At 77.3% G+C, this 20,325-nt stretch carries 18 protein-coding genes; 2 read left to right on the top strand and 16 right to left on the bottom strand.

The window, feature by feature from the left end:
- Window positions 1–80: 80 nt before the first annotated feature.
- From ACF08D_RS17430 to ACF08D_RS17445, 4 genes are read right to left on the bottom strand one after another with little or no spacing between them, the layout of a single operon-like run.
- Window positions 81–707 (bottom strand): alpha-ketoglutarate-dependent dioxygenase AlkB, encoded by a 627-nt coding sequence (locus tag ACF08D_RS17430; protein ID WP_392223490.1) that lies wholly within the window; start codon window positions 705–707, stop codon window positions 81–83.
- 41 nt (window positions 708–748) lie between these two features.
- A complete protein-coding gene (locus tag ACF08D_RS17435; protein WP_392223491.1) occupies window positions 749–1,504 on the bottom strand; it encodes a polysaccharide deacetylase family protein in 756 nt (251 codons plus the stop codon).
- A gap of 31 nt (window positions 1,505–1,535) precedes the next feature.
- The gene (locus ACF08D_RS17440) at window positions 1,536–2,411 is read right to left on the bottom strand and encodes a DMT family transporter (protein ID WP_392223493.1); all 876 of its coding nucleotides are present in this window, start codon (window positions 2,409–2,411) and stop codon (window positions 1,536–1,538) included.
- Between the two features lie 4 nt (window positions 2,412–2,415).
- On the bottom strand, window positions 2,416–3,264 hold the full coding sequence (locus tag ACF08D_RS17445; protein WP_392223494.1) for an SDR family NAD(P)-dependent oxidoreductase: 849 nt from the start codon (window positions 3,262–3,264) through the stop codon (window positions 2,416–2,418).
- Between the two features lie 183 nt (window positions 3,265–3,447).
- On the opposite strand from ACF08D_RS17445, the gene ACF08D_RS17450 reads away from it, so the two are divergent.
- Window positions 3,448–4,524: a galactosyldiacylglycerol synthase gene (locus tag ACF08D_RS17450; RefSeq protein WP_392223495.1), complete on the top strand. Its 1,077-nt coding sequence runs from the start codon at window positions 3,448–3,450 to the stop codon at window positions 4,522–4,524.
- Window positions 4,525–4,627: 103 nt separating this feature from the next.
- On the opposite strand, the gene ACF08D_RS17455 is transcribed toward ACF08D_RS17450, so the two are convergent.
- The 11 genes from ACF08D_RS17455 to ACF08D_RS17505 all read right to left on the bottom strand — a co-directional run bounded on the left by ACF08D_RS17455 (window position 4,628) and on the right by ACF08D_RS17505 (window position 15,475).
- Window positions 4,628–5,488 carry an arylamine N-acetyltransferase gene (locus tag ACF08D_RS17455; RefSeq protein WP_392223496.1) on the bottom strand — a complete coding sequence of 287 codons (861 nt, stop codon included), beginning with the start codon at window positions 5,486–5,488 and terminating at the stop codon, window positions 4,628–4,630.
- Between the two features lie 24 nt (window positions 5,489–5,512).
- Window positions 5,513–6,679 carry a lanthionine synthetase LanC family protein gene (locus ACF08D_RS17460; protein ID WP_392223497.1) on the bottom strand — a complete coding sequence of 389 codons (1,167 nt, stop codon included), beginning with the start codon at window positions 6,677–6,679 and terminating at the stop codon, window positions 5,513–5,515.
- Between the two features lie 111 nt (window positions 6,680–6,790).
- Window positions 6,791–6,946: a hypothetical protein gene (locus ACF08D_RS17465; protein WP_392223499.1), complete on the bottom strand. Its 156-nt coding sequence runs from the start codon at window positions 6,944–6,946 to the stop codon at window positions 6,791–6,793.
- Between the two features lie 16 nt (window positions 6,947–6,962).
- Window positions 6,963–9,554: a lantibiotic dehydratase gene (locus ACF08D_RS17470; protein WP_392223500.1), complete on the bottom strand. Its 2,592-nt coding sequence runs from the start codon at window positions 9,552–9,554 to the stop codon at window positions 6,963–6,965.
- Between the two features lies 1 nt (window position 9,555).
- The gene (locus ACF08D_RS17475) at window positions 9,556–10,662 is read right to left on the bottom strand and encodes a thiopeptide-type bacteriocin biosynthesis protein (protein ID WP_392223502.1); all 1,107 of its coding nucleotides are present in this window, start codon (window positions 10,660–10,662) and stop codon (window positions 9,556–9,558) included.
- Between the two features lie 186 nt (window positions 10,663–10,848).
- On the bottom strand, window positions 10,849–11,658 hold the full coding sequence (locus tag ACF08D_RS17480) for a VOC family protein (RefSeq protein ID WP_392223504.1): 810 nt from the start codon (window positions 11,656–11,658) through the stop codon (window positions 10,849–10,851).
- Window positions 11,652–12,686, bottom strand: a complete 1,035-nt coding sequence (locus ACF08D_RS17485; protein WP_392223505.1) for a serine hydrolase domain-containing protein — start codon at window positions 12,684–12,686, stop codon at window positions 11,652–11,654. The genes ACF08D_RS17480 and ACF08D_RS17485 overlap by 7 nt, the downstream gene beginning before the upstream one ends.
- The gene (locus tag ACF08D_RS17490; RefSeq protein ID WP_392223506.1) at window positions 12,683–13,612 is read right to left on the bottom strand and encodes a DUF6895 family protein; all 930 of its coding nucleotides are present in this window, start codon (window positions 13,610–13,612) and stop codon (window positions 12,683–12,685) included. The genes ACF08D_RS17485 and ACF08D_RS17490 overlap by 4 nt, the downstream gene beginning before the upstream one ends.
- Entirely contained in the window at window positions 13,609–14,565 is a 957-nt protein-coding gene (locus ACF08D_RS17495; protein WP_392223507.1) for a DUF6895 family protein, read from the bottom strand. The genes ACF08D_RS17490 and ACF08D_RS17495 overlap by 4 nt, the downstream gene beginning before the upstream one ends.
- Window positions 14,562–15,275 (bottom strand): hypothetical protein, encoded by a 714-nt coding sequence (locus ACF08D_RS17500; protein ID WP_392223508.1) that lies wholly within the window; start codon window positions 15,273–15,275, stop codon window positions 14,562–14,564. Before ACF08D_RS17500 ends, ACF08D_RS17495 begins: the two co-directional genes overlap by 4 nt.
- Window positions 15,276–15,286: 11 nt before the next feature.
- Window positions 15,287–15,475: a hypothetical protein gene (locus tag ACF08D_RS17505; protein WP_392223509.1), complete on the bottom strand. Its 189-nt coding sequence runs from the start codon at window positions 15,473–15,475 to the stop codon at window positions 15,287–15,289.
- A gap of 399 nt (window positions 15,476–15,874) precedes the next feature.
- On the opposite strand from ACF08D_RS17505, the gene ACF08D_RS17510 reads away from it, so the two are divergent.
- Window positions 15,875–17,662 (top strand): hypothetical protein, encoded by a 1,788-nt coding sequence (locus ACF08D_RS17510; protein WP_392223510.1) that lies wholly within the window; start codon window positions 15,875–15,877, stop codon window positions 17,660–17,662.
- A gap of 12 nt (window positions 17,663–17,674) precedes the next feature.
- Here the strand turns inward: ACF08D_RS17510 and ACF08D_RS17515 are convergent, their stop codons facing one another.
- Window positions 17,675–19,603 carry a glycoside hydrolase family 15 protein gene (locus tag ACF08D_RS17515; RefSeq protein ID WP_392223511.1) on the bottom strand — a complete coding sequence of 643 codons (1,929 nt, stop codon included), beginning with the start codon at window positions 19,601–19,603 and terminating at the stop codon, window positions 17,675–17,677.
- Window positions 19,604–20,325 lie beyond the last annotated feature (722 nt).

Consider the following 20,325-nt stretch of genomic DNA (forward strand, 5'->3'; position numbering starts at 1 on the left):
ACACCGGTCGGGCCCGGGCGACCATGAGTGACCGCCGGTCAATGGGTGGTCACTCGGCGCGAGCGCGGGCCGGGGCCCGCTCACCGTACGCCCCGGGGGCGGAACTGGACGCTGATGCGGGGGCCGGCGGCCCAGGTGGTCTTGGGGACGGCGTGCTCCCAGGTGCGCTGGCAGGAGCCGCCCATGACGAGCAGGTCGCCGTGGCCGAGCGGGACGCGGTGCGAGGGCCCGCCGGCGCGGGGGCGCAGCGCCAGGTCGCGGGGTGCGCCGACGGAGAGGATGGCGACCATGGTGTCCTCCCGGGCGCCGCGTCCGGTGCGGTCGCCGTGCCAGGCGACGGAGTCGCGGCCGTCGCGGTAGTAGCAGAGGCCGGCGGTGGCGAACGGTTCGCCCAGCTCGGCGGCGTAGTGGGCGGACAGGGCGGCGCGGGCCTCGTCGAGCACCGGGTGCGGCAGGCGGTCGCTCTCGCCGTAGTGGGCGAGCAGGCGCGGGACGGCGACCTCGCTGTCGTACATCCGGCGCCGTTCGGCGCGCCAGGGGACGTGTGCGGCGAGCTCCTCGAACAGGGCGTCGGCGCCGTGCAGCCAGCCCGGGAGGAGGTCGGTCCAGGCGCCGTCGCCGAGGGCGGTCCGCCGCAGCCCGGTGAGCGGCCCGAGCCGTATCTCGTCGGTCTGGTCGAAGAGGGAGCCCTGGAGGTGTGCCGGCATGCTCCCAGCGTACGGGGCAATCGAAAGTTTGAGCTATTCGATCAGGCGGGGGCGGCGCCGCCGGGCCCCGGCAGGCCGTGGTCGGCGAGGCGCCCCACCGCGAGGCCGCGCCGGCGGCACTCGGCGACGAGCCCCGGCAGGGCGTCCAGGGCGGCGTGCCAGGCGCCGGGCGCGCTCACCACGTCCGAGTCGTGCAGCAGCACCGTCGCGCCGCCCCGCAGCGTCCGGGCCACCTCGTCGTGGACGCTCCGCGCGGTCGCCGCGGCGGTCCAGTCGCGCCCCCACGCCGACCACAGCACCGTGCGCAGCCCGGCCGCCCGGGCGGCCGTCCAGCGGCCGCCGGTGAGGATGCCGTACGGGGGGCGGTACCACAGCGGCCGGGCGCCCGCCGCCTCGGCGACCAGGCCGGCCGTACGCGCCAGGTCGCGGGCGTCCCGCAGGGGGCGGGGGCGCCAGGGCCGGTCGTGGTGCCAGCCGTGCACCGCCAGTTCGTGCCCCTCCCCCGCGATCAGCCGGCCCAGCCCCGGGTGGCGTTCCAGCCGGCTGCCCAGGACGAAGAACGTCGCCCGTACGGACAGGGCGTCCAGCGCCGTCAGGAACCGGGGCGTGCTGACCGGGTCGGGCCCGTCGTCGAAGGTGAGGGCCACATGGCCCGGGTCGCCGCGCCCGTCGAGGCCGGGCCAGAGCGCGGCGCGCGCACCGGGCAGCCAGGTCGCGGCCGGCAGGACGTGCCAGGCCGCCACCGCGCCCAGCACGGCGGCCGGGGCGGTGCGCACCGCCGCTTCGGTCGGGGTCACCGGTGTGCCTCCCGGTCCTCGTGGTCGTCCGTCACCAGCGTGCCTCCTGGTCCTCGCCGTCGTCCGTCACCAGCGGGGACCTGGCCAGGCCCACGCAGCCGGCCACCAGCAGCGCCAGCGCCAGCGCCTCGGGGATCACCCGCCAGCCCAGGTGCACCCGCTCCGCGAACAGCGCCACGCCCAGCACCACGCTCAGCAGGGCGTCCCCCAGGGTGAGCGCGGGCTGCGAGGCCACCAGGCTCCCGGCGCGCAGGGTCACCTGGAGCAGGACGAAGCTCCCGAGGCCCACGGCGACGGCCGCGTACGGCTGCCAGGTCGTCAGCACCGCGCCCACTCCGTCCGGGAGCAGTCCCAGGGCGTCCTTCAGCAGCGCCGCCGTGCAGGAGAAGCCGGTGGCGGTCGCCATGCCGAGGACGGCGGCGCGCGGGGACGGGGAGAGCCGCAGGGACAGCACCCCGAGGACGATCACGAACAGCCCGGTGCCCAGCGCCGTCCAGCCCCAGTCGGCCAGCGGCACCGTGGAACGCCCGCCCGACGGGTCGGCCAGCGCCAGGAACACGCCCAGGCCCACCGCCATCGCCGCGAACGCCCAGCGGGTGCGGACGTCGGGGCGGCGACGGAACACCACCCCGCCGACGACCAGCGTGAACATCAGCTCCGTGCTCATCACCGGCTGCACCACGGACAGCGGGCCGGTGGCAAGCGCGAGGGCCTGGAGGATGCCCGACACGGCCAGCAGCACCGCGCCCCACACCCACACCCGGCGGTGCACCAGCCCCGCCATCCACGAGCCGTGCCGCTCGGACGGGCCGGGGCCGACGGCCGCCGCGCCCTGCCGCTGGAGCACGGACGCCCCCGCGTTGCCCAGCGCGGCCAGCAGCGCCAGGCAGATCGACAACGCCAGCACCGGCTCAGCCGAACCGTTTGGCCATGGCCCGGAAGAAGCCCGGCACGGCGCCGTGCAGCCGGGCCGGGAAGGCGAGCCAGCCCGGTACGAAGACGTCGTCCGCGCCCCGCACCGCCGACCGCCACACCGCCTCGGCCACCCGTCCGGCCGGGACCGGGCGCGGATGCTCGCGGTGGTACGGGACGCCCCGGCGGCTGAAGAACGGCGTCTCCACCGCCCCGGGCAGCACCACGGTCACGCCCACCCGGGTACCCGCCAGTTCGTAGCGGAGGCTGTCGGCGAAGGCCAGCAGCCCGCCCTTGGTGGCGGCGTACAGCGCCTCGTTGCCCACCCCGACCCGGCCGGCCATGGAACCGATGATCACCACCCGGCCCACCCCTCGCTCCACCATCCCCGGCAGCACCAGCCGCACCAGGTGGACCACGGAGGTGAGGTTCAGCGCGATCAGCCGGTCCACGGCGTCGCCCGGCATCCGGGTGAAGGGGCCCGCCCAGCCGATGCCCGCCGCCGCGACCAGGGCGTCCACCCGGCCCTCCCGCTCCAGCGCCTCGGCGGCGAATCGTTCCACCTCCGCCCGCCCGGCCAGGTCGGCCCGCAGCGCCTCGCCGCCGGTCCGCCGCGCCACCTCCGCGAGCCGCTCCTCGTCCCGGCCGCCCAGCAGCAGCCGCCAGCGGCCGTCGGCGGCGAACCGGTCCGCGACCGCCTCACCGATCCCGGAGGACGCGCCCGTGACCAGGGCGACCGGGCGGGCGACCGGACGGGCGCCGGGCGGCGGTGTCCTCCCCGGCCCGGCCTCGTGACGGGTCCTCGTCCCGCGCGGGGGCGTGGCCTCGTGACGCGGCGTAGGGGGCATGGCGATCCTCCGTGCTCTCGTCGACCGTGCCCCTCCAGCCTCCTGGTTTCGGGCCGGTTCGCCTCCCGGCGGCGGCCAGCGCGCCCGGTGATCCACCCGAACAGTCCGATTGGGCCGCCCTCCGGGCCGCGCCGCCGGGCCGGTCGGCCCACGATGGGACGGGACGGAACGGAAGGACGCCACATGGGTCGGCGATGCCTGGTCCTCAGCGCGAGCATGGGCGCGGGTCACGACGCGGTGGCGGGCGAGCTGGCCCGCCGGCTGCGCGCCCAGGGCCACGACGTGCTGGTCCGGGACGTGCTGACGCTCCTGCCGCCCGGCACGGGGCGGGCGGTGCGGGGCTTCTACCGGTTCGTGGTGCGGCGGGTGCCCCGGGTGTACGAGGCGATTCACGCGGTGTTCCTGGCGCCCCGGCCGGAGCGGCGCCGGGGGCTGGACGTGGCGCCGATGGCGGCGCTGGCCGAGCGGCGGACCGGGGCGCTCGTGGCGGCGTGGCGGCCCGAGGTCGTCGTGTCGACCTTCCACCTGGCGGGGCAGATCACCGGGCGGATGCGCCGCCGGGGGACGCTCGCGGTGCCGTGCGCCGTGTTCGTCACCGACTTCGCGGTGCACCGCGCCTGGCTGGACTCCGGCAACGACCTGTACCTGTGCGTCAGTGACACCGCCGCCCGGGCGGCCCGCGAGGGCACCGGCCGGGCGGCGGTCGCCACGGGCCCGGTGGTGCCGCCGGAGTTCACCGGGGCCGCCGGGGCCGAGGGGGCCGGGGATGCCGGGGCCGGGCCGCCGGAGGTGCTGCTGTCCGGCGGTGCGTGGGGCGTGGGGCCCGGGCTGCTGGAGACCGCCCGGGAGCTGGCGCGCCGGGGCTACCGGCCGGTCCTGCTGTGCGGGCGGGACGAGCGGCTGCGGCGGCGCGCCGCGCGGCTGCCGGGCGTCCGGGCGCTCGGCTGGACCGACGACGTGCCGGGCCTGATGGCGTCGGCGCGGGCGCTGGTCGACAACGCGGCGGGGCAGACGGCCGTACAGGCCCTGGCCGCCGGGCTCCCCGTGGTCGGCCACCGCCCCATCGCCGGGCACGGCGCCGTGGGCGTACGGGAGATGGCGGCCGAGGGCCTCACGGTGTACGCCGCCGACCTGGCCGCCCTGCTGGTGACGCTGGACCGGCTGGTCCCGCCGGGCCCGGCGCGCGACCGGCGGGTGGCGGCGGGCGCGGCGGTGTTCCGGGCCGACGCGGCGCGCCTGGTGGCGGACCTGGCACGGTGACGCGCCGCGCCGCCGGGCGGGGCGGGGCCGCCGCGTGGCGCCGGGCGGGACTGGGCCGCCGGGCGGGACCGGGCCGGCGGGGTCCCCGCGGGGCGCCGGGGCGCTACGGGGCGGCCGGCCGGAGCTTCCGGGCGGCGGCGAGCCACTGCTCGTGGGCGCGGCTCACCCGCTCCCACAGGGCGGCCCGGTCGGCGGCGTCCACGTCCGCGAGGTCGCGGCCGAACACGTCGGTGAGGACGCCGAACCACTCCTCCGGGGTGTCCAGGGTCCGCTGGGTGTGCCCGGCCGCGTCGATCCGGCCGAGGACGCGGCCCCGGAGCAGGTCGATGCCCTTGGCGTCGCGCCGCAGGGCGGCGAAGGTGGTGAGGAACGGCGAGTCGGGCGCGGTCGACAGCCGCAGGTGCTCGGCGGCGAAGTCCGCCATGGTGGCGGGCCGCGCGGCGAACTCCATGACGGGGAAGGGGCTTCCGGCCGCGTTGTGGAAGGTCCAGCCGCCCGGTTCGGTGACCGAGGGTTCCATCCGGTAGGTGAACGGCCCCTGCCGGTACGTCCCGGCGCGCAGCGGGAGCGGTTCGTACGGGCCGTCGCCGAGGCCGGCGTCGGCCAGCCAGGCGGTGCCGCCGACGCGTACCGTCAGCGCCAGGTGGTTGCCGCTCGCGCCCCGGCCCTCGGGCGTCTCGTGGACGCCGGCGACATGGCGGGTGACGTCGTAGCCGAGGGCTTCGAGCAGCGCGGCGAAGCCGCCGTTGAGGTGGAAGCAGTAGCCGCCCTGCCCGGCCGCGAACCGCCGCGCGGACAGCTCCGGTTCGATGCCGGGCGGCCTGCCGAGCTGGATGCCGATGTTCTCGTACGGCACGCGTTCCAGGTGCGCCCGCATGAGGACGCTCAGCGCCTCGGCGGACGGCGCTCCGGGGTGGGGCACGCCGAGCCGGGCCAGGTAGTCGTCGAAGACCTTTGCGATCATGACGCTTCACCCTAGCGAGGGGCTTCAGCGAAGTCCCAGGCAGGGCAGCCAGTCCCGCGCGGCGCCGCACGCGGTGAGCAGGGCGCTCAGCGCGCCCTCGGGGCCGCCGAGGAGGCCGGGCGGCCAGCCGGCGGCGAGGGCGGCGGGCAGCCGGTCGTGGAGGTGCGCGGTGAGGCGGCCGGTGAGGTCCCGGGCGGCGGGCAGGCCGGTGTGCCGGGCGAAGGCGTCGGCGACGGCGAGGACCCCGCCGGCGCCGTGGCAGAGCCCGAGGAGGTCGCCGGGGGTGTCGCCGAAGAGGTGGAAGTCCTCGTCGTACCGGGTGGCGAGCGAGTCGAAGGCGGCCAGGGCCCAGCCGGCGGTGTACGGGTCGCCGAGCGCGTCGGCCGCGTCCCAGAGCGCCCAGGACACGCCGGGGGTGCCGTAGCACCACGCCTGGCGGGGGTCGGCGCCCGGTGGGGGGAGGTCGCCGTCCGGGCCGGCGCCCGGCCAGGTGCGGATCCCGCGCGCGTCGACGTGGGAGCGGGCGGCCAGCCAGCCGGTGGCGCGGCGCAGCGCGAGGGCGGTGGCCGGGTCGGCGGTGCGGCGCAGCGCGGCGGTGAGCGCGGTGACGACACCGGCCGCGCCGTGGCCCATGCCGGTGTTGACGCGGCCGTGTGTCCAGGACAGCAGGGGGTGGCCGGCGTACTGGCCGGTGCGCAGGCGGGGCAGGTCGTCGTGGTCGCACAGCGCCGTCAGGTGCCCGGCGAGGGTGGTCAGCGCTCCCTCGCCGGGTACGTCGCCGGCGCACAGCGCCAGCAGGGTGCCGGAGGGGCCGCTGATCAGGTCGTAGTCGGGGAAGGCGACGTCCTCGCGGCGGAGCCCGGACGCCGCGCCGGCGAGGTGGTCGCTCAGTTTGCCGGCGGCGCGGTGCAGCGCGGGGTGCAGCCGGGCGCCGAGCCGCAGGCCGGCGAGGGTGCCGGCCAGGCCCCCGTGCAGCGCGGGCCCGCCGGGGCCGCGTCCGGCGCCGGCCGCCCAGCCGGCGACCGCGCGGGCCGCGACGGCGGCGGCCTCGGGGTCGCCGGCGCCGGCGACCAGGCGGGCGAGCACCGGGATGCCGGGGTCGCCGGGGTTCTCGGTGGTGGGGGGCGCCGCCGTCCAGGTGTCCAGGTGGGCCACGGCGAGGCCGAGGGCCGGGGCGGTGCGGAGGTCCATCGGGCTCCTCGTCGGGGGGACCGGGCCGGCGGCGCGGGGGTGTGGGGGGTGGGTGTGGACGGAGCCGCCCGGACGTGCCGGGCGGCTCCTGGGTGAGCCGGGCGGGCCGGCTCAGGCGCAGACGATGAGGGTGCAGATGACCACGGTGCACAGGCCGCTGCACGCCGCCGTGACCGCCTGGGCCTCGGGCAGCTCGGTGTCGGTGATCCGGGCGTCGAGGTCCTCGATGAGGGCGTCGAGGTCGGCGAGTTCGATGGTTCCGGGCATGGTGGGTTCCCTTCTCTCACTGGTGTGCGGTGGCCGCCCCGGCAGTCCGCCCGCGCGCGGCGGACCGGGTTCCGGGGACGTCTGGGGTGGTGCCGCCCGTGAGGGCGCGGGCGGCACGGGCGGCGAGCCGCTCGGCGGCGCCGGGGTCGTACGGGATGCGCAGCAGCAGCTGGGCGGCGACGGCCGCGCCGCCGTGCAGCGGGTCGCGCAGGGGCAGGTCGCCGGGGGCGGGGAGCATTTCCTCGGCGAGCAGCTCCGCTCCGGGCTCCCGGGCGCACAGCCGGTCGATGACCGGGAGGGCGGTCAGCGCGTCGAGGTCGGCCGGGACGGGTTTGGCGCCGGCGGCGGTGCGGAGGAAGACGTGCCGGGGCAGGCCGGTGGCGGCGCGCAGGGCGGTGAGGGCGCGGGCCCTGGTGAGGGTGTCGTCGCCGGGCCGCCACAGCCGGGCGCGGTCGACGCGCCAGGTGGCCGGGGCGAGGACCAGCTCGCCGGCGGCGGTCACCCGGGGCAGCCGGCTGCCCGGCAGGGCGGCGTCGAGGCCGTCGAGGCGGAGCAGCGTGGAGGTGGCGGGGTGCCCGGCGCGCAGCAGGAGGCGCAGCAGCGTGTCGTAGGGCGGCAGCGGGCTGCGGGTGGCGTGGTGGACGGGGACGACGCGCCGGCCGTCCGCCTCGGCGACGATCCTTCCGCCGGCGCGGCGCAGGGTGATGCGGTCCAGCGGGAGGTAGCGGGGCGGGGTGGCGGTGGGGCCGTAGTAGGGCGTCGGGTCGGGGTCGCCGGTCCACCAGCCGGTGGTGACGGGGCGGCGGACGGCGTTGGCGGCGCGTTCGGCGAGCGGGGGGACGAGGAGTTCCACGAACCGTACGCCGCTGTGGTGTTCGACGGCCGCGAGGAAGGCGCGGTGGGCGTCGGCGGCGGGGTGGGCGCCGTACAGGGTGCCGAGGCCGTCGGCGAACCGGGCGTCGAGCACTCCGGCGGCGGAGCCCGTCTCCAGGACGGCGGCGGGGCCGGGGCCGGTGAGCGGGCGCAGGAGGCAGTCGAGGGGCCAGTCGGGCAGGGCCTCGTCGGCGGGCGGGGCGCCGAGGGCGTCGAGCAGCGCGTCGTCCACGTCGGCCGGGCCGGGGCCGGGGTGGGCGGCGAGGTGGGCCAGCAGCCGGGCGTAGCCGGTGGTGGGGGCGGCGGGCGGGGGCCAGCCCCGGTGGGCGGGGGGTGCGGGGGGCGCGGGACGGTTCTCGCCGGGGGTGAGCGGGAGGAGCACGGCGAGGATCTCGCTGACGGGGCGCGGCTGTTCGGTGATCGCGGCGAGTTCGGGGGGTTCCGTGCCGGGGGCGCTCGTGGTGTCCGCGTCGCGCAGGGCGGCGATCCGGGCGGCGACGCGGAGCCCCTTCCGTACCCGGTCGGTGGCGGCGGCGGGCACGGGGGCGGTCACCGTGCGGTAGGAGTCGAGGTACCAGTCCCCCGGCGCGCCGTCCGTGGGGGCGAGGGGCCGTGGCAGGGTGCCGTGCGCGGTGAGGTCGCCGGGCGGGAGCCAGGCGCTGTGGCGGAGGCGGGGCGGGGCGCACACCTGGAGCAGGCCGGTGGTGTGCAGGTGCTGGAGGAAGCCGCGCAGCACGGTGGCGTCCGGGGTGCCGGGGCCGGTCACCAGGGCGAGCAGGGCCTTCTCCAGGTCGCCCAGGGGGCGCGGCCCTTCGGCGAGGAGGGCCAGGACGGTGCCGAGGAGCGGGGTGCGCCGCAGGGCGACATGGCGCAGCCGGCCGGGTTCGCGGGGGTCCACGACGTAGGCGCGCAGGGCGGCCGGTCCGTCGGTGAAGTGCAGGGGCGCGGGCGCCAGGAGGGTGCCGGGGTCGGCGGTCCGCAGGTCGGGCGGGCCCGGGGGGCGGGCGCGGACGAGGTGGACGTTCTCCGTCCACACCCCGGCCAGCGCCCCGAGCGCGGTGCCGTCCGCGAGCAGCTCCGTGCCGGCCGGAGTGCCGGTGGGGCCGGGCCCGGTCTGGGCGAGCTGGCCGGCCCAGCCGCGGGGGGTGGTCTTGGCGGCGGCCCGGCCGAGGACACGCCAGATGTAGCCGGTCCGTTTGCGCAGGGCCTTGCCGTCGTACGGTTCGCCGTCGGCCAGGCGCCGGTCGATGTCGTCGCGCAGTCCGGGGGACGCGCTGTCGAGGAGGTCGCGGAGGACGGGGTGGGTGTGGGCCAGGTCGCGGGCGAGGGCGGCGGCCCGCCGCTGCCCGTCGGCCACCGCCCGCTCCAGGGCGGCCCGTTCGGCGCCGGCCCGTGCGGCGTCGCCGGCCAGGGCGCGGGCCGCTGCGGCGGTCTCGGGCGGGACGGCGTCCGGCAGCCGGTCCAGGAGGTCGAGGCCGTCGGCGGCGGGCGGGTGCCCGGCGTGCAGCCGGCGGCGCAGGGCCAGGACGGCCCGGCGGTCGGTGCCGGTCAGGGCGGGGTGGGGCACGGCGTCGGTGCCGAGCCGTTCGGCGAGGGCACGCGCGCGTGCGGTGTGCTCCTCCTCCTCGCGCGCGTGCCGGGCGATCCGCTCGAACAGGGCGGGGTCGGCCGCCGACGTCCAGGCGGCGCACGGCATGCCGGCGACGCGAAGCAGCACGGTCGGGTGCTCGCCCATGTCAGCGCCCCTCTCCGGCGGGGGCGGCGGCCCGGTGGCCGTCGTGGGACGCGTACGCCGGGGCGGGGCATGCCCGGGGCTCCTGCTCCCGGGGCTCGTGGCCCTCGGGCTCGTACCTCTCGGACGCGTACGCCCGGGACTCGGCGTCCCGGGTCAGCAGTGCCTCGGTGAGCAGGCTCTGCCGGGCGAGGGAGAAGTGGCCCCGGTTCCAGTGGAAGATGACGTGGTGGGCGGCGGCCCTGCGGGGTCCGGTGGTGGCCCCCGGGGCCTCGAAGTAGTCGGTGCGCCAGCGGGCGGCGGCCCGCCGTACCGCGTCGCCGTGGGCGCGCAGCGCCTCGCGCCGCTCGCCGGGGAGGGCGGCGAGCTGGTCGTCGGCGGTGAGGTTCCAGTAGGCGCGGATGCCGGCGGCGGCCCGGCGCAGGGACGCGTCGTCCAGGCCGCCCGCGAGGCGGCGCCCGGTCTCCTCCCGTACCACCTGCCAGACGCCGCGGTCCTCCCAGCCGACCACGCCGAGGCCGTCCAGGGCGGCGCGCAGCAGGGTGAGGGAGACGCGCCAGTCGGCGGGCGCCGGTGCGGTCGCGGTGGCGGGCGCGGCGTGGTGGTCCAGCCAGGCCAGGGAGTCGGCGGTGAACAGGGCGTGGGCCAGGGGCATGGCGCGGGCGCCGCCGAAGAGGTAGATCTCGGGTTCGTAGACGCCCTCGGTGGGGGTGGTCCAGGCGCCTTCGCGGTGGTCGAAGCGGCGCAGGAGCTCGGTCCGCAGCGCGGCGGCGCCGGCGCGGCCGGGGGCGTGGAAGCGCACGCGCAGCCCGGGCGGTTTGTGCATGAAGAAGAAGTCGTCGGCCCAGCCGCAGCCGAGGAGTTCACGGGCGGTGTCGGCGAGGCGCCGGTAGAGCGCGGGCCGGGCTCCGGGGCGCGGCGCCAGGCCGAGCTGGACCCAGCCGGTCTCCGGGAGGTCGTCGCGCAGGGCCCGGAGTCCGGCGGCGAGGAAGGTGCGGCGGGCCTCGGCGTAGGCGGCGCCCTCGCCGGCGCAGGGGAGCGTACCGAGGGGCCCGGGTGCGGTACGCGCGTCCCGCAGGCAGTCGGCCAGCAACCGCTCGACGTCCACCATGCGACCTCCTCCAGGGATGTGTCCTGCCTCCCTGTGGATGTCCGCGCGGCGGTCCGCCGAAAGCGCGACAAAAGCTAGTCATACTATCAACTGGGGTGCGCTGGCGCGGTGTTGGAGCGGCGGCGGTCACCGGCGCGTGTGCCGGTGGTTCCCGGCGCACCCCGGTACGTGGCCCGGCACGTGGGGTCAGGGGGTGGTGGGGTCGCCCGTGATGAGCGCGAAACGCGCGCCTGCGGGGTCCTCCAGCACCGCCGTGCGCCCGACCCCGGGGATGTCGGTGGGAACGACCACGGGGGTGGCGCCGTGGGAGGTGGCGGCGGCGAAGGTGGCGTCGCAGTCCGCCGCGCCGAAGTACGGGAGCCAGGCCGCGGCGGGCCGGTCCGGGAGGTTCTCGCCCCGGAGCGCGGCCAGTTCGACGATGCCGCCCTGCCCGGCGTCGCCCCCCGCGCCGCCGCCGGGGGCGGAGACGACGGTGTAGGGCCCGGTGCCGCCCATGTCCATGTCCTCGTACTGCCAGGCGAGGACCGCGCGGTAGAAGTCCCGGGCCGCCGCGGCGTCGGTGGTGCGGAGTTCGGTCCAGCACAGGGCGGCGGGTTCCATCACGGCGTCCACGCCGACCCGGTCGCCGGGCTGCCACACGGCGAACTCGGCGCCCTGGGGGTCGGTGAACGCGGCCATGCGCCCGGCGGTGAAGACGTCCATGGGCGGTACGCGCACCGCACCGCCCGCCCGTTCCACGGCCCCGGCGGTGGCCTCGGCGTCCCGGGTGTGGAAGTAGGGCGTCCAGGCGGGGTTGGCGCCCTCGCCGGTGAGCGGGCCCAGCGCGGCGACCGTGGCCCCGTCGCGCAGGAAGAACCCGTAGCCGCCGGAGCCGGGGCCGGCCGGCTGGTGGGTCCAGCCGAAGACCGCGGTGTAGAACTCCGCGGCGGCGTCCGTGTCGGAGGCCCCGAGGTCGATCCAGTTGGGCGTGCCGGGGACGAAGTCGGTCGTCAGCATGGGGGGTTCCTCCGGGAGCAGCCGGCGAGCAGCGCGTAGGCGGTGGGCACGAGGGCGTCGGTGCGGCTGTAGCGGCGGGTGGACAGGGCGACCAGCGCGGTGCCGCGGTCGGGCCGGAAACCCAGGAAGGCCACCTGGCCGCTGGTCGCCCCGATGTGGAAGTACATGGTGCCGTCCTCGACGGGGTGGCAGAACCAGGCGAGGGTGTGGGTGTGTTCGTGCCCCCGGCCGCGCCGCAGCAGTGGCCGCCGCATCTCCAGGAGCGCGGTGGCCAGCGGGCCGCCCTCCGGGCGCAGGAGCGCCTCCAGGTAGGTCAGCAGGTCGTACGGGGTGGAGTGGACGGCGCCCGCGGCCTGGAACCCGCCGATCCGGAGCGGCGGCACGGGGGTCACCCCGTCGGCGCGGTGGCCGGTCGCGTCGGTGCCCGGGCCGGTGGGGCTCAGCACGGTGTCGTCCAGCCCGAGGGGGCGCAGGACCCGGGCGGTGAGGAGCCGCTCCCAGGGGGTGGCGGTGGCCGCGACGAGGGCGTGGCCGAGGACGGCGACGCCGAAGTTGGAGTACCGCCAGCGGGTGCCGGGCCGGCGGGCGGGGCGGGCGCGGAAGAAGGCGCGGACGACCCGTTCGGAGGGGTAGCCGGCGTAGGGGTTGGTGTACCAGCGGGGCAGGGCGCGCGGGTAGAGGTCGGCGGGCAGCGGCGGCAGGCCCGAGGTGTGGGTGATCAGGTGCCAGAGCGTGGCGGGGTGGCGCCCGGGGGGCCTGTTGGGGTCGAGGAGCGAGGCGACCGGGTCGGCGGCGGACAGGACGCCGGTGTGGTCGAGGTCGGCCAGCAGCAGCCCGGTGAGGGTCTTGGAGGCCGATCCGATCTCGTACCGCTGCCGGTCGCGCGGCACGGGCGAGGTGGCGGGCCGGGTGCCGCCGCTGCGGACGGTGCGGTGGCCGTCGCGGGAGATGCCGAAGACCACGTCGGGCGCGTCGACCGCCCGTACGGCCTCGTCCAGCAGGCCGACGTCCGGCTCCGCGCCGGTCACGCGGGGTCCTCGGCGGTGAGCGAGGTCAGGGCGCGCGAGGTGGCGAGGACGGACGCGAAGGCGGCGACGAGCGTGGAGTGGTACACGATGTCGAAGACGTCCTGGGGGTCGCCGGTGGGCATCTCCCCCAGGGCGGGCATGGCCCCGTCGGGCCGCTGGGCGGCGGCGAAGCCCTCCCAGGCGGTGGCGTCCAGGGTGGGGCGGGGCAGGCAGGCGTCCACCACGAGCAGTTCGCCCAGCAGGTCCCAGCGCCGCAGGTCGAGCCAGTCGTCCAGCCACACCGGGAGCCACCGGTCGAGGTGTTCGGCGGTGGCGGCGGGCAGGCCGCCGGGGCGTTCGCCCCAGTCGGTGAGGTGGAAGACGGTGTGGGTGATGTCGTAGCCGACGCGGGTGTCGACGGTCCACGGCTCCGGGCGGCGGGCGAGCCAGGTGCGGCGGAACGCCTCGTCCTCCGGGAGGCTCGGCGGGAGCCCGTAGCGGCGTTCGAAGGCGCTGAGGCCGAGCCGGCGCACGGGAGGCACCTCCAGGGCGGCCCAGCTGCCGAGCCGGTGGTTGAGCCGGATCGCCCGCTCCAGCTCCGGCTGGCTGTGGCCCAGTTCGCGGAAGGGCACATAGGTCTCGAAGGGGATCGGGGAGAGGGGTTCGGTGCGCTGGCCGCGCACCAGTACCCGGCCGCCGTCGAGGACGTCCCGCCAGGCGTGGTCGAGCAGGCGGCGGGCGAGGTCGGCCTGGCGGGAGCCGGCGACGCCCTCGCGGAAGAGCACGGCGCAGATCACGGCGAGTTCGCCCACCGGCTTGAGGCGTTCGAGGTATCCGGTCTCCGGGTCGGCGTCCGGTTCCGGCCGGAAGCCGTCGCGGTGGGCGTGCAGCCACTCCAGGGCCTTCACGCCGACGGTGTGGACGAGCCGGGTGGGGGCGGTGGTCATGCCGGCGCTCCTCGGTGGGTCGCCCCGCCGGCGGGCGTCCCGGACCGGCGGGCGTCGGTCAGGGTGGCGGCGAACGCCACGACCAGCGTGGAGTGGTAGCAGTTGAGGAAGACCGGCGGGACGTCCTCGCCCCGGGGGCCCCGGCCCTGCTCCGTGATCGCCCCGGAGGGGTGCTGCGCCAGGGCCAGGGCCCGCCAGGCGTCCTCGGCCGGCCCGGGGTCCGGGGGGCCGGGGAGACTGGCCGCCACGGCGAGCAGCTCGCCGCACAGGTCCCAGGACTGCGTCTCCACGCAGCCGTCGGTCCAGACGGGCAGCCAGGTGCGCAGGTAGCGGGCGAGGTCGTCGGGGACGCCGCCCGGGTCGTGGCCCCAGTCGGTGAGGTGGTACACCACGTGGGTCAGGGTGTAGCCGGCGGTCCGCTCGAACGCCCAGGGCTCCGGGAGGCCGCCGAGCCAGGTGCGGCGCAGCACGGCGGCGGCGTCCTCGTGCGGCGGAAGCCCGGTGCGGCGCTCGGAGTTGAGGACGCTGAGCAGGCGGTTGGGCAGCATCTCCTGGCCGCGCCAGCCGCGGGTGCGGACGAGGCGGGCGGTGAATTCCTCGTACGCCGGGTGCCGCAGCCCGGCGGAGGCGAAGGCGGCGTACACCTCCAGGGGGTACGTGGCCCAGGGTTCCAGCCGCTGCACGTCGAGCAGCAGGGCGCCCTCGCGGGTCTCGCGCCAGGCGTGCCGCAGCAGGTCGGTGGCGGTGTCGTGCGCGGGGGTGCCGGGGCCGGTGTGGCGGCGGACGGAGACGCACATCTGGGCCAGTTCGCCGACGGGCTTCCAGCAGCGGTTGACGTCGGCGTCGACCGCGAGTGCCTCCTCGCCGAGCCGGAAGGAGGAGCGGTTGTCCGACAGCCAGCCCAGGGCGGCTCCGGCCAGCCGACGCAGGTCGGTGGTGGCCGGGGCGGTCATGGCGCCTCGGGTACGGCGGCGGGGCGCAGGAGCCGGGCGGCGTGCAGCTGGAGCGCCACGCGCGGGTCGTCGCCGCCCATGAGGGCGACGAACTCCAGCCCGGCGTCCAGCCCGAGGGTTTCCGGTACGTCGCCGGCCAGGCACAGCCAGCGTCCCGCGCCGGCCGCCTGGAGCCAGCCCCGGCGGCGTACGGCGCGGGCGAAGCCCCGGGCGACGTCCACGGTCCGCCGGGCGGCGACCCGGGCGACCGCGCTGTCGGCCGACGGCACGGCGAGCGCCGCCAGCAGGGACAGCTGGTGGGTGAGCGCCTGCCAGGGCAGGTCGTCCAGCGCGTGGGTGCTGTCCGGCGGTACGGGGGGCGGCGGGGGCGGGCCGGTGAGGCCGCCCAGCTCCCGCAGCGTGCGCGTGAGGGCCCAGTGGCTCCAGCGGGAGGTGGCGGAGGCGTCGGGTCCGGGCGGGTGGGCGAGGGCGGCCTTCTCGCACACGGCCAGGTCGACGGCCGCGGCGGGCAGGCGGTGGAGGACGCTCGGCAGCAGGACGTCCGCCCCGACGACGCGTACGGCGGCGAGGCCGAGGTCGTCGTCACCGGCGGTGACCGCCGGGAGGGCGGACAGCCGGGAGTGGTCCCCGCCCGTGAGGGCGGAGACCACGTGTGCGGACAGTTCCCGCACCGCGCCCGTCAGGGGCGTGGGGGTGCTGGGCTGCTCCATGCAGTTGCCCTTCAGCCCTTCTTCGGGCGTGGCGTCGGGGGCGCCAGCAGCAGCTGTCCGCCGCCCGCCTGGAGGGCCAGCGCCGCGCACTCACGAGTGTCGCGGTAGAAGCCCTGGAGTTCACCCGGGTCGAGGGCCGCTTCGATGTCGGTGTCCTGGACCGTGGTCCGGGACCGGAGCTCAAACTCGGTCGACGTCATGCGCCACCATCCCCTCATGCGGAAAGGAATGTTTCGCTTGCTCTTCCAGTGGACCGCAGACGCCAACAACACGCAAATGGCGCAAAACGGCAATTCGTTACAACATTCAACTCCCTGGCCCCACTTCCGCGGGCTCCGGCGCCCGGCCCGGGCAACAACCCGGGGAACGGCGGGCGGGACGGGGCCCGGTGGAGCCGCGCGCGCGGTGCCGGTGCCGGTCGTGCGCCTGCAGGACATGTCGTGACGAAAGGGAGGGAGAGCGGCGTACCCCGTCTGCCCTTCCCGGATGGCGCAATTCACCGGTGTGCCCATTAGATGGGGCAGAACCGCGCGCCCAGTCGGCGCACGACGACCGACACGGTGTGTGCCTCACCGGAGTCCGGCGAACGGAGCCACGCCATGACAACCGATGACCCCACAACTCGCCCCGCGGCGGCGGTCCCTGAGCGGACCATGCCGCCCCACCCGCCCGACGCGGCACCCGGTCACGCCACCGGCGCCACCGGCCCGGCGGCCATGACCGACCCGGCCGCCGAGGACCCGGCCGCCGCGCCCGTGACGCCCGCCGCACCCGCCGCCCCCGCCGCCGGGGGGCCGCGTCCGGTCCAGCCGCCGTCCCACGGCGCGGTACCGCTCGACGCCTCGCACCCGGAGGCGCCGCCGCTCGGCTCGGTGCCGGCCGAACCGCCGCGCACCCAGGCGCAGCCGTTCGGCACGGTGCCCGTCGACCCGGCGCACGCGGACGCGCTGCGCATGGGCGCCGTGCCCGCGGGCGCGGTCCAGGTGCCCACGGCCTCGACGACCCACGCGAACGGCACGCACGCGCCCCTGGCGCCGCCCGCGCCGGCGAACGGCACGCGTCCCGCGCCCGCGCCCGGCGCTCCCGGTACCGCCGCGCACCCGGTCGACCCGGCGTCGCCCGCCGACCCCGCGCGACCCGACACCCACGGGGCCCGCCCCGAGGCGAACGGCGCCCGGCCTGACGCGTACGACACCCGGCCCGAGGCCAACACCGCCCGGCCGCACGTGTACGACACCCGGCCCGAGGCCAACGCCCCCCAGGAGGCCGCGACTTACGCCGCACCGGCCGACACCGCCGTGACGGCCGCCGTCCCGGGCGAGGCGACCGACGGCCACGGTACGGCCGCCGAGGACGCGCCCCCCGAGGGGTCGTCCGCCGAGGGCGCGGCGGCCGACGGTGAGCCCGCGGGCGCCGTGGACACCGCGCTGGTGGACGCCGTCCTCGCGGAGACCTCGGGCACGGGAGCGGACGACGAGGACAGCGACGAGCGCATACGGACACTGATCTGGACGGCCGCGACCTACCGCCCGCTGGAGGAGGTCACCGCGCTGGTGACCCAGCTCAAGCACGCCAACGCGGTGGACAGCCCCGCGGACGAGGCGCTGCGCGCCGCGGCCGTGGCCCGGCCGCTCGACGAGGTGCGGCAGCTGGTCGCCATGCTCAACGAGGCCGGTCACACCCTCGACGACAGCGACACCACGCTGCGCGCCGCCGCCGTCGGCCGGCCCATCGAGGACGTCGTCCAGCTGGTGAGCATCCTCGGCACCGGCGACACCCCGGTCCCGGCGGCGCCCGGCACGGGCACCGGACCGGCGGCGGACGCACCGGCCGGCACCGCTCCGGCCACCGCGCAGCCCGGTGGCCCGGCCTTCCCGGTGGTGCCCGAGAACCCCCACGTGCGGCCGCCCCGGTCGGCCACGGTCGCGGCGGCGCCCGCGCCGGAGCCCAAGGTCCTCGTGCCCGAACCGGACAGCGGCGGCGAACCCGCCCGGACGTCCCGGTCGGGGCTGCGCTGGCCCGCGGCGGCGGCGCTGTTCGCGTGCGGCATCATTCACCTGCCGACCGACTTCACCGGGCTGCGGTCCGGCGGCTACGCGGACGCGATGGCCCTGGTGGTCACGGTGGTCTGCCTGGTGCTCGGCGAGTGGCTCATCGTGCGGGACTCCCCGCGCGTCTGGGGCTTCGCGGCCGTGACGTCGGTGGGTGTGGTGGCCCTGCACGGCCTGGCCGGCAGCAGCGGGTTCGCCGTCCTGGCGAGCAGTCTGGGACGGTCGTGGGCCTGGTCGGGCGTCGCGGCGGTGATGTGCGCGATGCTCACGGCCCTGCTGGCCGGTTCGGCGCTCCTGCGCCGCGAGAGAGAGCCCGACGCGACCAACGGCACATGACGGCCGTGGCCCTCAGGGGGCCGTCCTCGCACGGGAGCCGCTCTCCACGCGGCTCCCGTCGCCGTGTACGGAGCCGTTTAGGGAGCCGGGACCGTCGCCGTGCGCGGAGCCGTACGCCGGGTCGCCGTGCCTGCCGTTGCCGTTGCGGCTGCCGGTACGGGTGCCGTGCAGCGCGAACGCCGTGTTGACCAGCGCCACATGGCTGAACGCCTGCGGCAGGTTGCCGAGCTGGCGGCGCGTCACCGGGTCCCACTCCTCCGACAGCAGACCCACGTCGTTGCGCACGTCGAGGACCCGCTCGAACAGCTCCCGGCCCTCGTCCCGGCGCCCGGTGAGCGCCAGTGAGTCGGCGAACCAGAGCGAGCAGGCGAGGAACGTGCCCTCGCCGCCGTACAGCCCGTCCACCTCGTTCACATGGCCGGCGCCGCCGGTGTCCGCGTACCGGCGCAGGAAGCCGTGGTGGTCCAGCCGCCCGGCCGCCTCCAGGGTGCCGCGCAGTCTGCGGTCACCGGGGGGCAGGAAGCCGAGCCGGGGCATCAGCAGCGCCGACGCGTCGACACGGCGTGAGCCGTAGTACTGGACGAAGCAGCCCAGTTCGTCGTCCCAGCCGTTGCGCAGCACGTCCTTGCGGATCTCCCGCCGCATCGCCCGCCAGCGCTCCGCCGAGCCGCGCAGCCCGGCGACCCTGGCCATGCGCAGGGCGCGGTCGGCGGCGACCCACGACATGATCTTGGAGTGGACGAAGTGCCGCCGGGGACCGCGCACTTCCCACAGGCCCGCGTCCGGCTCCCGCCAGTGCTCCTCCAGGTACTCCATGAAGGAGGCGATCAGGCGCCAGACGTGGGCGTCGATGGCGACTCCGGCGCGCAGCGCCGAGTACACGGTGTTGAGGACCTCGCCGTACACGTCGAGCTGGAGCTGGTCCACGGCGGCGTTCCCGAACCGTACGGGGCGGGAGCCCTCGTAGCCGGGCAGCCAGGCGGCCACCGTCTCGTCCAGGCGGCGCTGGCCGGCCAGGCCGTAGAGGGGCTGGAGGTCGGAGGGTTCCCCGGCGACGGCCCGTACCAGCCAGTCCTTCCAGGCGACGGCCTCCTCCCGGTAGCCGGAGCGCAGCAGGCACGAGAGCGTGAAGGTGGAGTCCCGCAGCCAGCAGAAGCGGTAGTCCCAGTTGCGCTCCCCGCCCAGGTCCTCCGGGAGGGAGGACGTGACGGCGGCGACTATTCCGCCGGTGGGTTCATAGGTGAGCGCCTTGAGGGTGACGAGGGAGCGCACGACGACGTCCCGCCAGGGCCCCCGGTACAGGCATTTCGAGGCCCAATTGCGCCAGAATTCCAGGGTGTCGGCGAGAATTTTCCCGGTGTCCGCCCCGACGGCGGCGGGCAGGTGCGAGGGGCTCCAGCGCAGGACGAAGGTGACCCGCTCCCCCGCCGCCAGCGAGAAGGCGCACGAGGTACGGGACGTGGTCACCGAGGTCTCGACCGGGGCGTCGGCCACCAGGAGCGCCGAGTCGGGGCCGGCGACCGCGGCCACGGTCCGGCCGTCCACCTCCCTGGTCCAGGGCACGATCCGGCCGTTGTCGAAGCGCAGGGTCAGCTCGCCGCGCATCGCGACCCGTCCGGACAGACCTTCGACGCGCCGTACCACCTGCGGGAATCCTCCACGGGGCGGCATGAAGTCGGTGACCTTCACGGCGCCGCCCGCCGTCTCCCAGACGGTCTCCAGGACGAGGGTGTCGGTGACGTAGGAGCGCCGGTTGCACCGGTCGGCGCCGGCGGGTGCGAGGCGCCAGCGGCCGTTCTCGTCCCCGCCCAGCAGGGCGGCGAAGCAGGCCGGCGAGTCGAATCGCGGCACGCACATCCAGTCGATCGCCCCGTCGGTACCGACCAGGGCAGCCGTCTCCAGGTCTCCGATGAGGGCGTAGTCCTCGATTCGCCCGACCATGCACTGAATTGTAGTCCGGGCGGGGGAATCGGACAGGGAACGGGCGTCCGGCGGAGAGGAACCGAACCGCTTTTCCCGGAATAGATTCCCGCCCCTTTCCATGGTTTTCCATTGTCCATTGACTCGCCTTTTGGCGTGTGCTACGGATGGACGAACAGGCCATGCCCTGGCAGCCACGTCGCAGGAAGAGGTCCCCCGTGTCCTCCGTCCAGGCAAGCCGGACTCCGGCGTTCTACGCCCCGCACCCGCTGCGGCGGGTGACCGACTGGCCTGCCGCCGCGCGGTCGTCCGCGCCCCGCCCCGCCGCGCACCCGGCACGCCGGGTCTCCGACCGGCTGGCGCGCCCCCTGGCCGCACCCCTCCCGCGCGTCCGCAGGCCGTGTACGGCGGCCCGCCGCCGGCGTGGCCGCGCCGCCGCGGCGCATGCCGCGGCCCGCCGCCGCGCCGACGATTCCGACGGCGGTCCGGACGGCGAACCAGGGGCTCCCCCGGCCTCCCGGCCGCCCCGGTCCGCACGGCCCTCCCGGCCGTCACCGTCCCTCCGGCCCTCCCGGCCGTTCCGCGCGCCGCCCTCCGGCGCGCCCGCGCTCCCTCCCGCGCGCCGTCCGCACCCGCTCACGCACACGTACACGCACGCGCACGTGCCCGTCCACGCCCATGCCCGCGCCCACGGCGGCGGTTCGGGGCGCGCGCCGGCCCGTGCGCTTCCGACCTGGTGGTTC

Origin of the sequence: Streptomyces sp. NPDC015131 (assembly GCF_043079975.1) — a bacterium.
Lineage (GTDB): Bacteria > Actinomycetota > Actinomycetes > Streptomycetales > Streptomycetaceae > Streptomyces.

Coding starts and splice junctions, on each gene's coding strand:
- ACF08D_RS17430 (WP_392223490.1), bottom strand. CDS start 707: ATGCCGGCACACCTCCAGGGCTCCCTCTTCGACCAGACCGACGAGATA.
- ACF08D_RS17445 (WP_392223494.1), bottom strand. CDS start 3,264: ATGCCCCCTACGCCGCGTCACGAGGCCACGCCCCCGCGCGGGACGAGG.
- ACF08D_RS17450 (WP_392223495.1), top strand. CDS start 3,448: ATGGGTCGGCGATGCCTGGTCCTCAGCGCGAGCATGGGCGCGGGTCAC.
- ACF08D_RS17455 (WP_392223496.1), bottom strand. CDS start 5,488: ATGATCGCAAAGGTCTTCGACGACTACCTGGCCCGGCTCGGCGTGCCC.
- ACF08D_RS17460 (WP_392223497.1), bottom strand. CDS start 6,679: ATGGACCTCCGCACCGCCCCGGCCCTCGGCCTCGCCGTGGCCCACCTG.
- ACF08D_RS17465 (WP_392223499.1), bottom strand. CDS start 6,946: ATGCCCGGAACCATCGAACTCGCCGACCTCGACGCCCTCATCGAGGAC.
- ACF08D_RS17470 (WP_392223500.1), bottom strand. CDS start 9,554: ATGGGCGAGCACCCGACCGTGCTGCTTCGCGTCGCCGGCATGCCGTGC.
- ACF08D_RS17475 (WP_392223502.1), bottom strand. CDS start 10,662: ATGGTGGACGTCGAGCGGTTGCTGGCCGACTGCCTGCGGGACGCGCGT.
- ACF08D_RS17480 (WP_392223504.1), bottom strand. CDS start 11,658: ATGCTGACGACCGACTTCGTCCCCGGCACGCCCAACTGGATCGACCTC.
- ACF08D_RS17490 (WP_392223506.1), bottom strand. CDS start 13,612: ATGACCACCGCCCCCACCCGGCTCGTCCACACCGTCGGCGTGAAGGCC.
- ACF08D_RS17495 (WP_392223507.1), bottom strand. CDS start 14,565: ATGACCGCCCCGGCCACCACCGACCTGCGTCGGCTGGCCGGAGCCGCC.
- ACF08D_RS17500 (WP_392223508.1), bottom strand. CDS start 15,275: ATGGAGCAGCCCAGCACCCCCACGCCCCTGACGGGCGCGGTGCGGGAA.
- ACF08D_RS17505 (WP_392223509.1), bottom strand. CDS start 15,475: ATGACGTCGACCGAGTTTGAGCTCCGGTCCCGGACCACGGTCCAGGAC.
- ACF08D_RS17510 (WP_392223510.1), top strand. CDS start 15,875: ATGACAACCGATGACCCCACAACTCGCCCCGCGGCGGCGGTCCCTGAG.
- ACF08D_RS17515 (WP_392223511.1), bottom strand. CDS start 19,603: ATGGTCGGGCGAATCGAGGACTACGCCCTCATCGGAGACCTGGAGACG.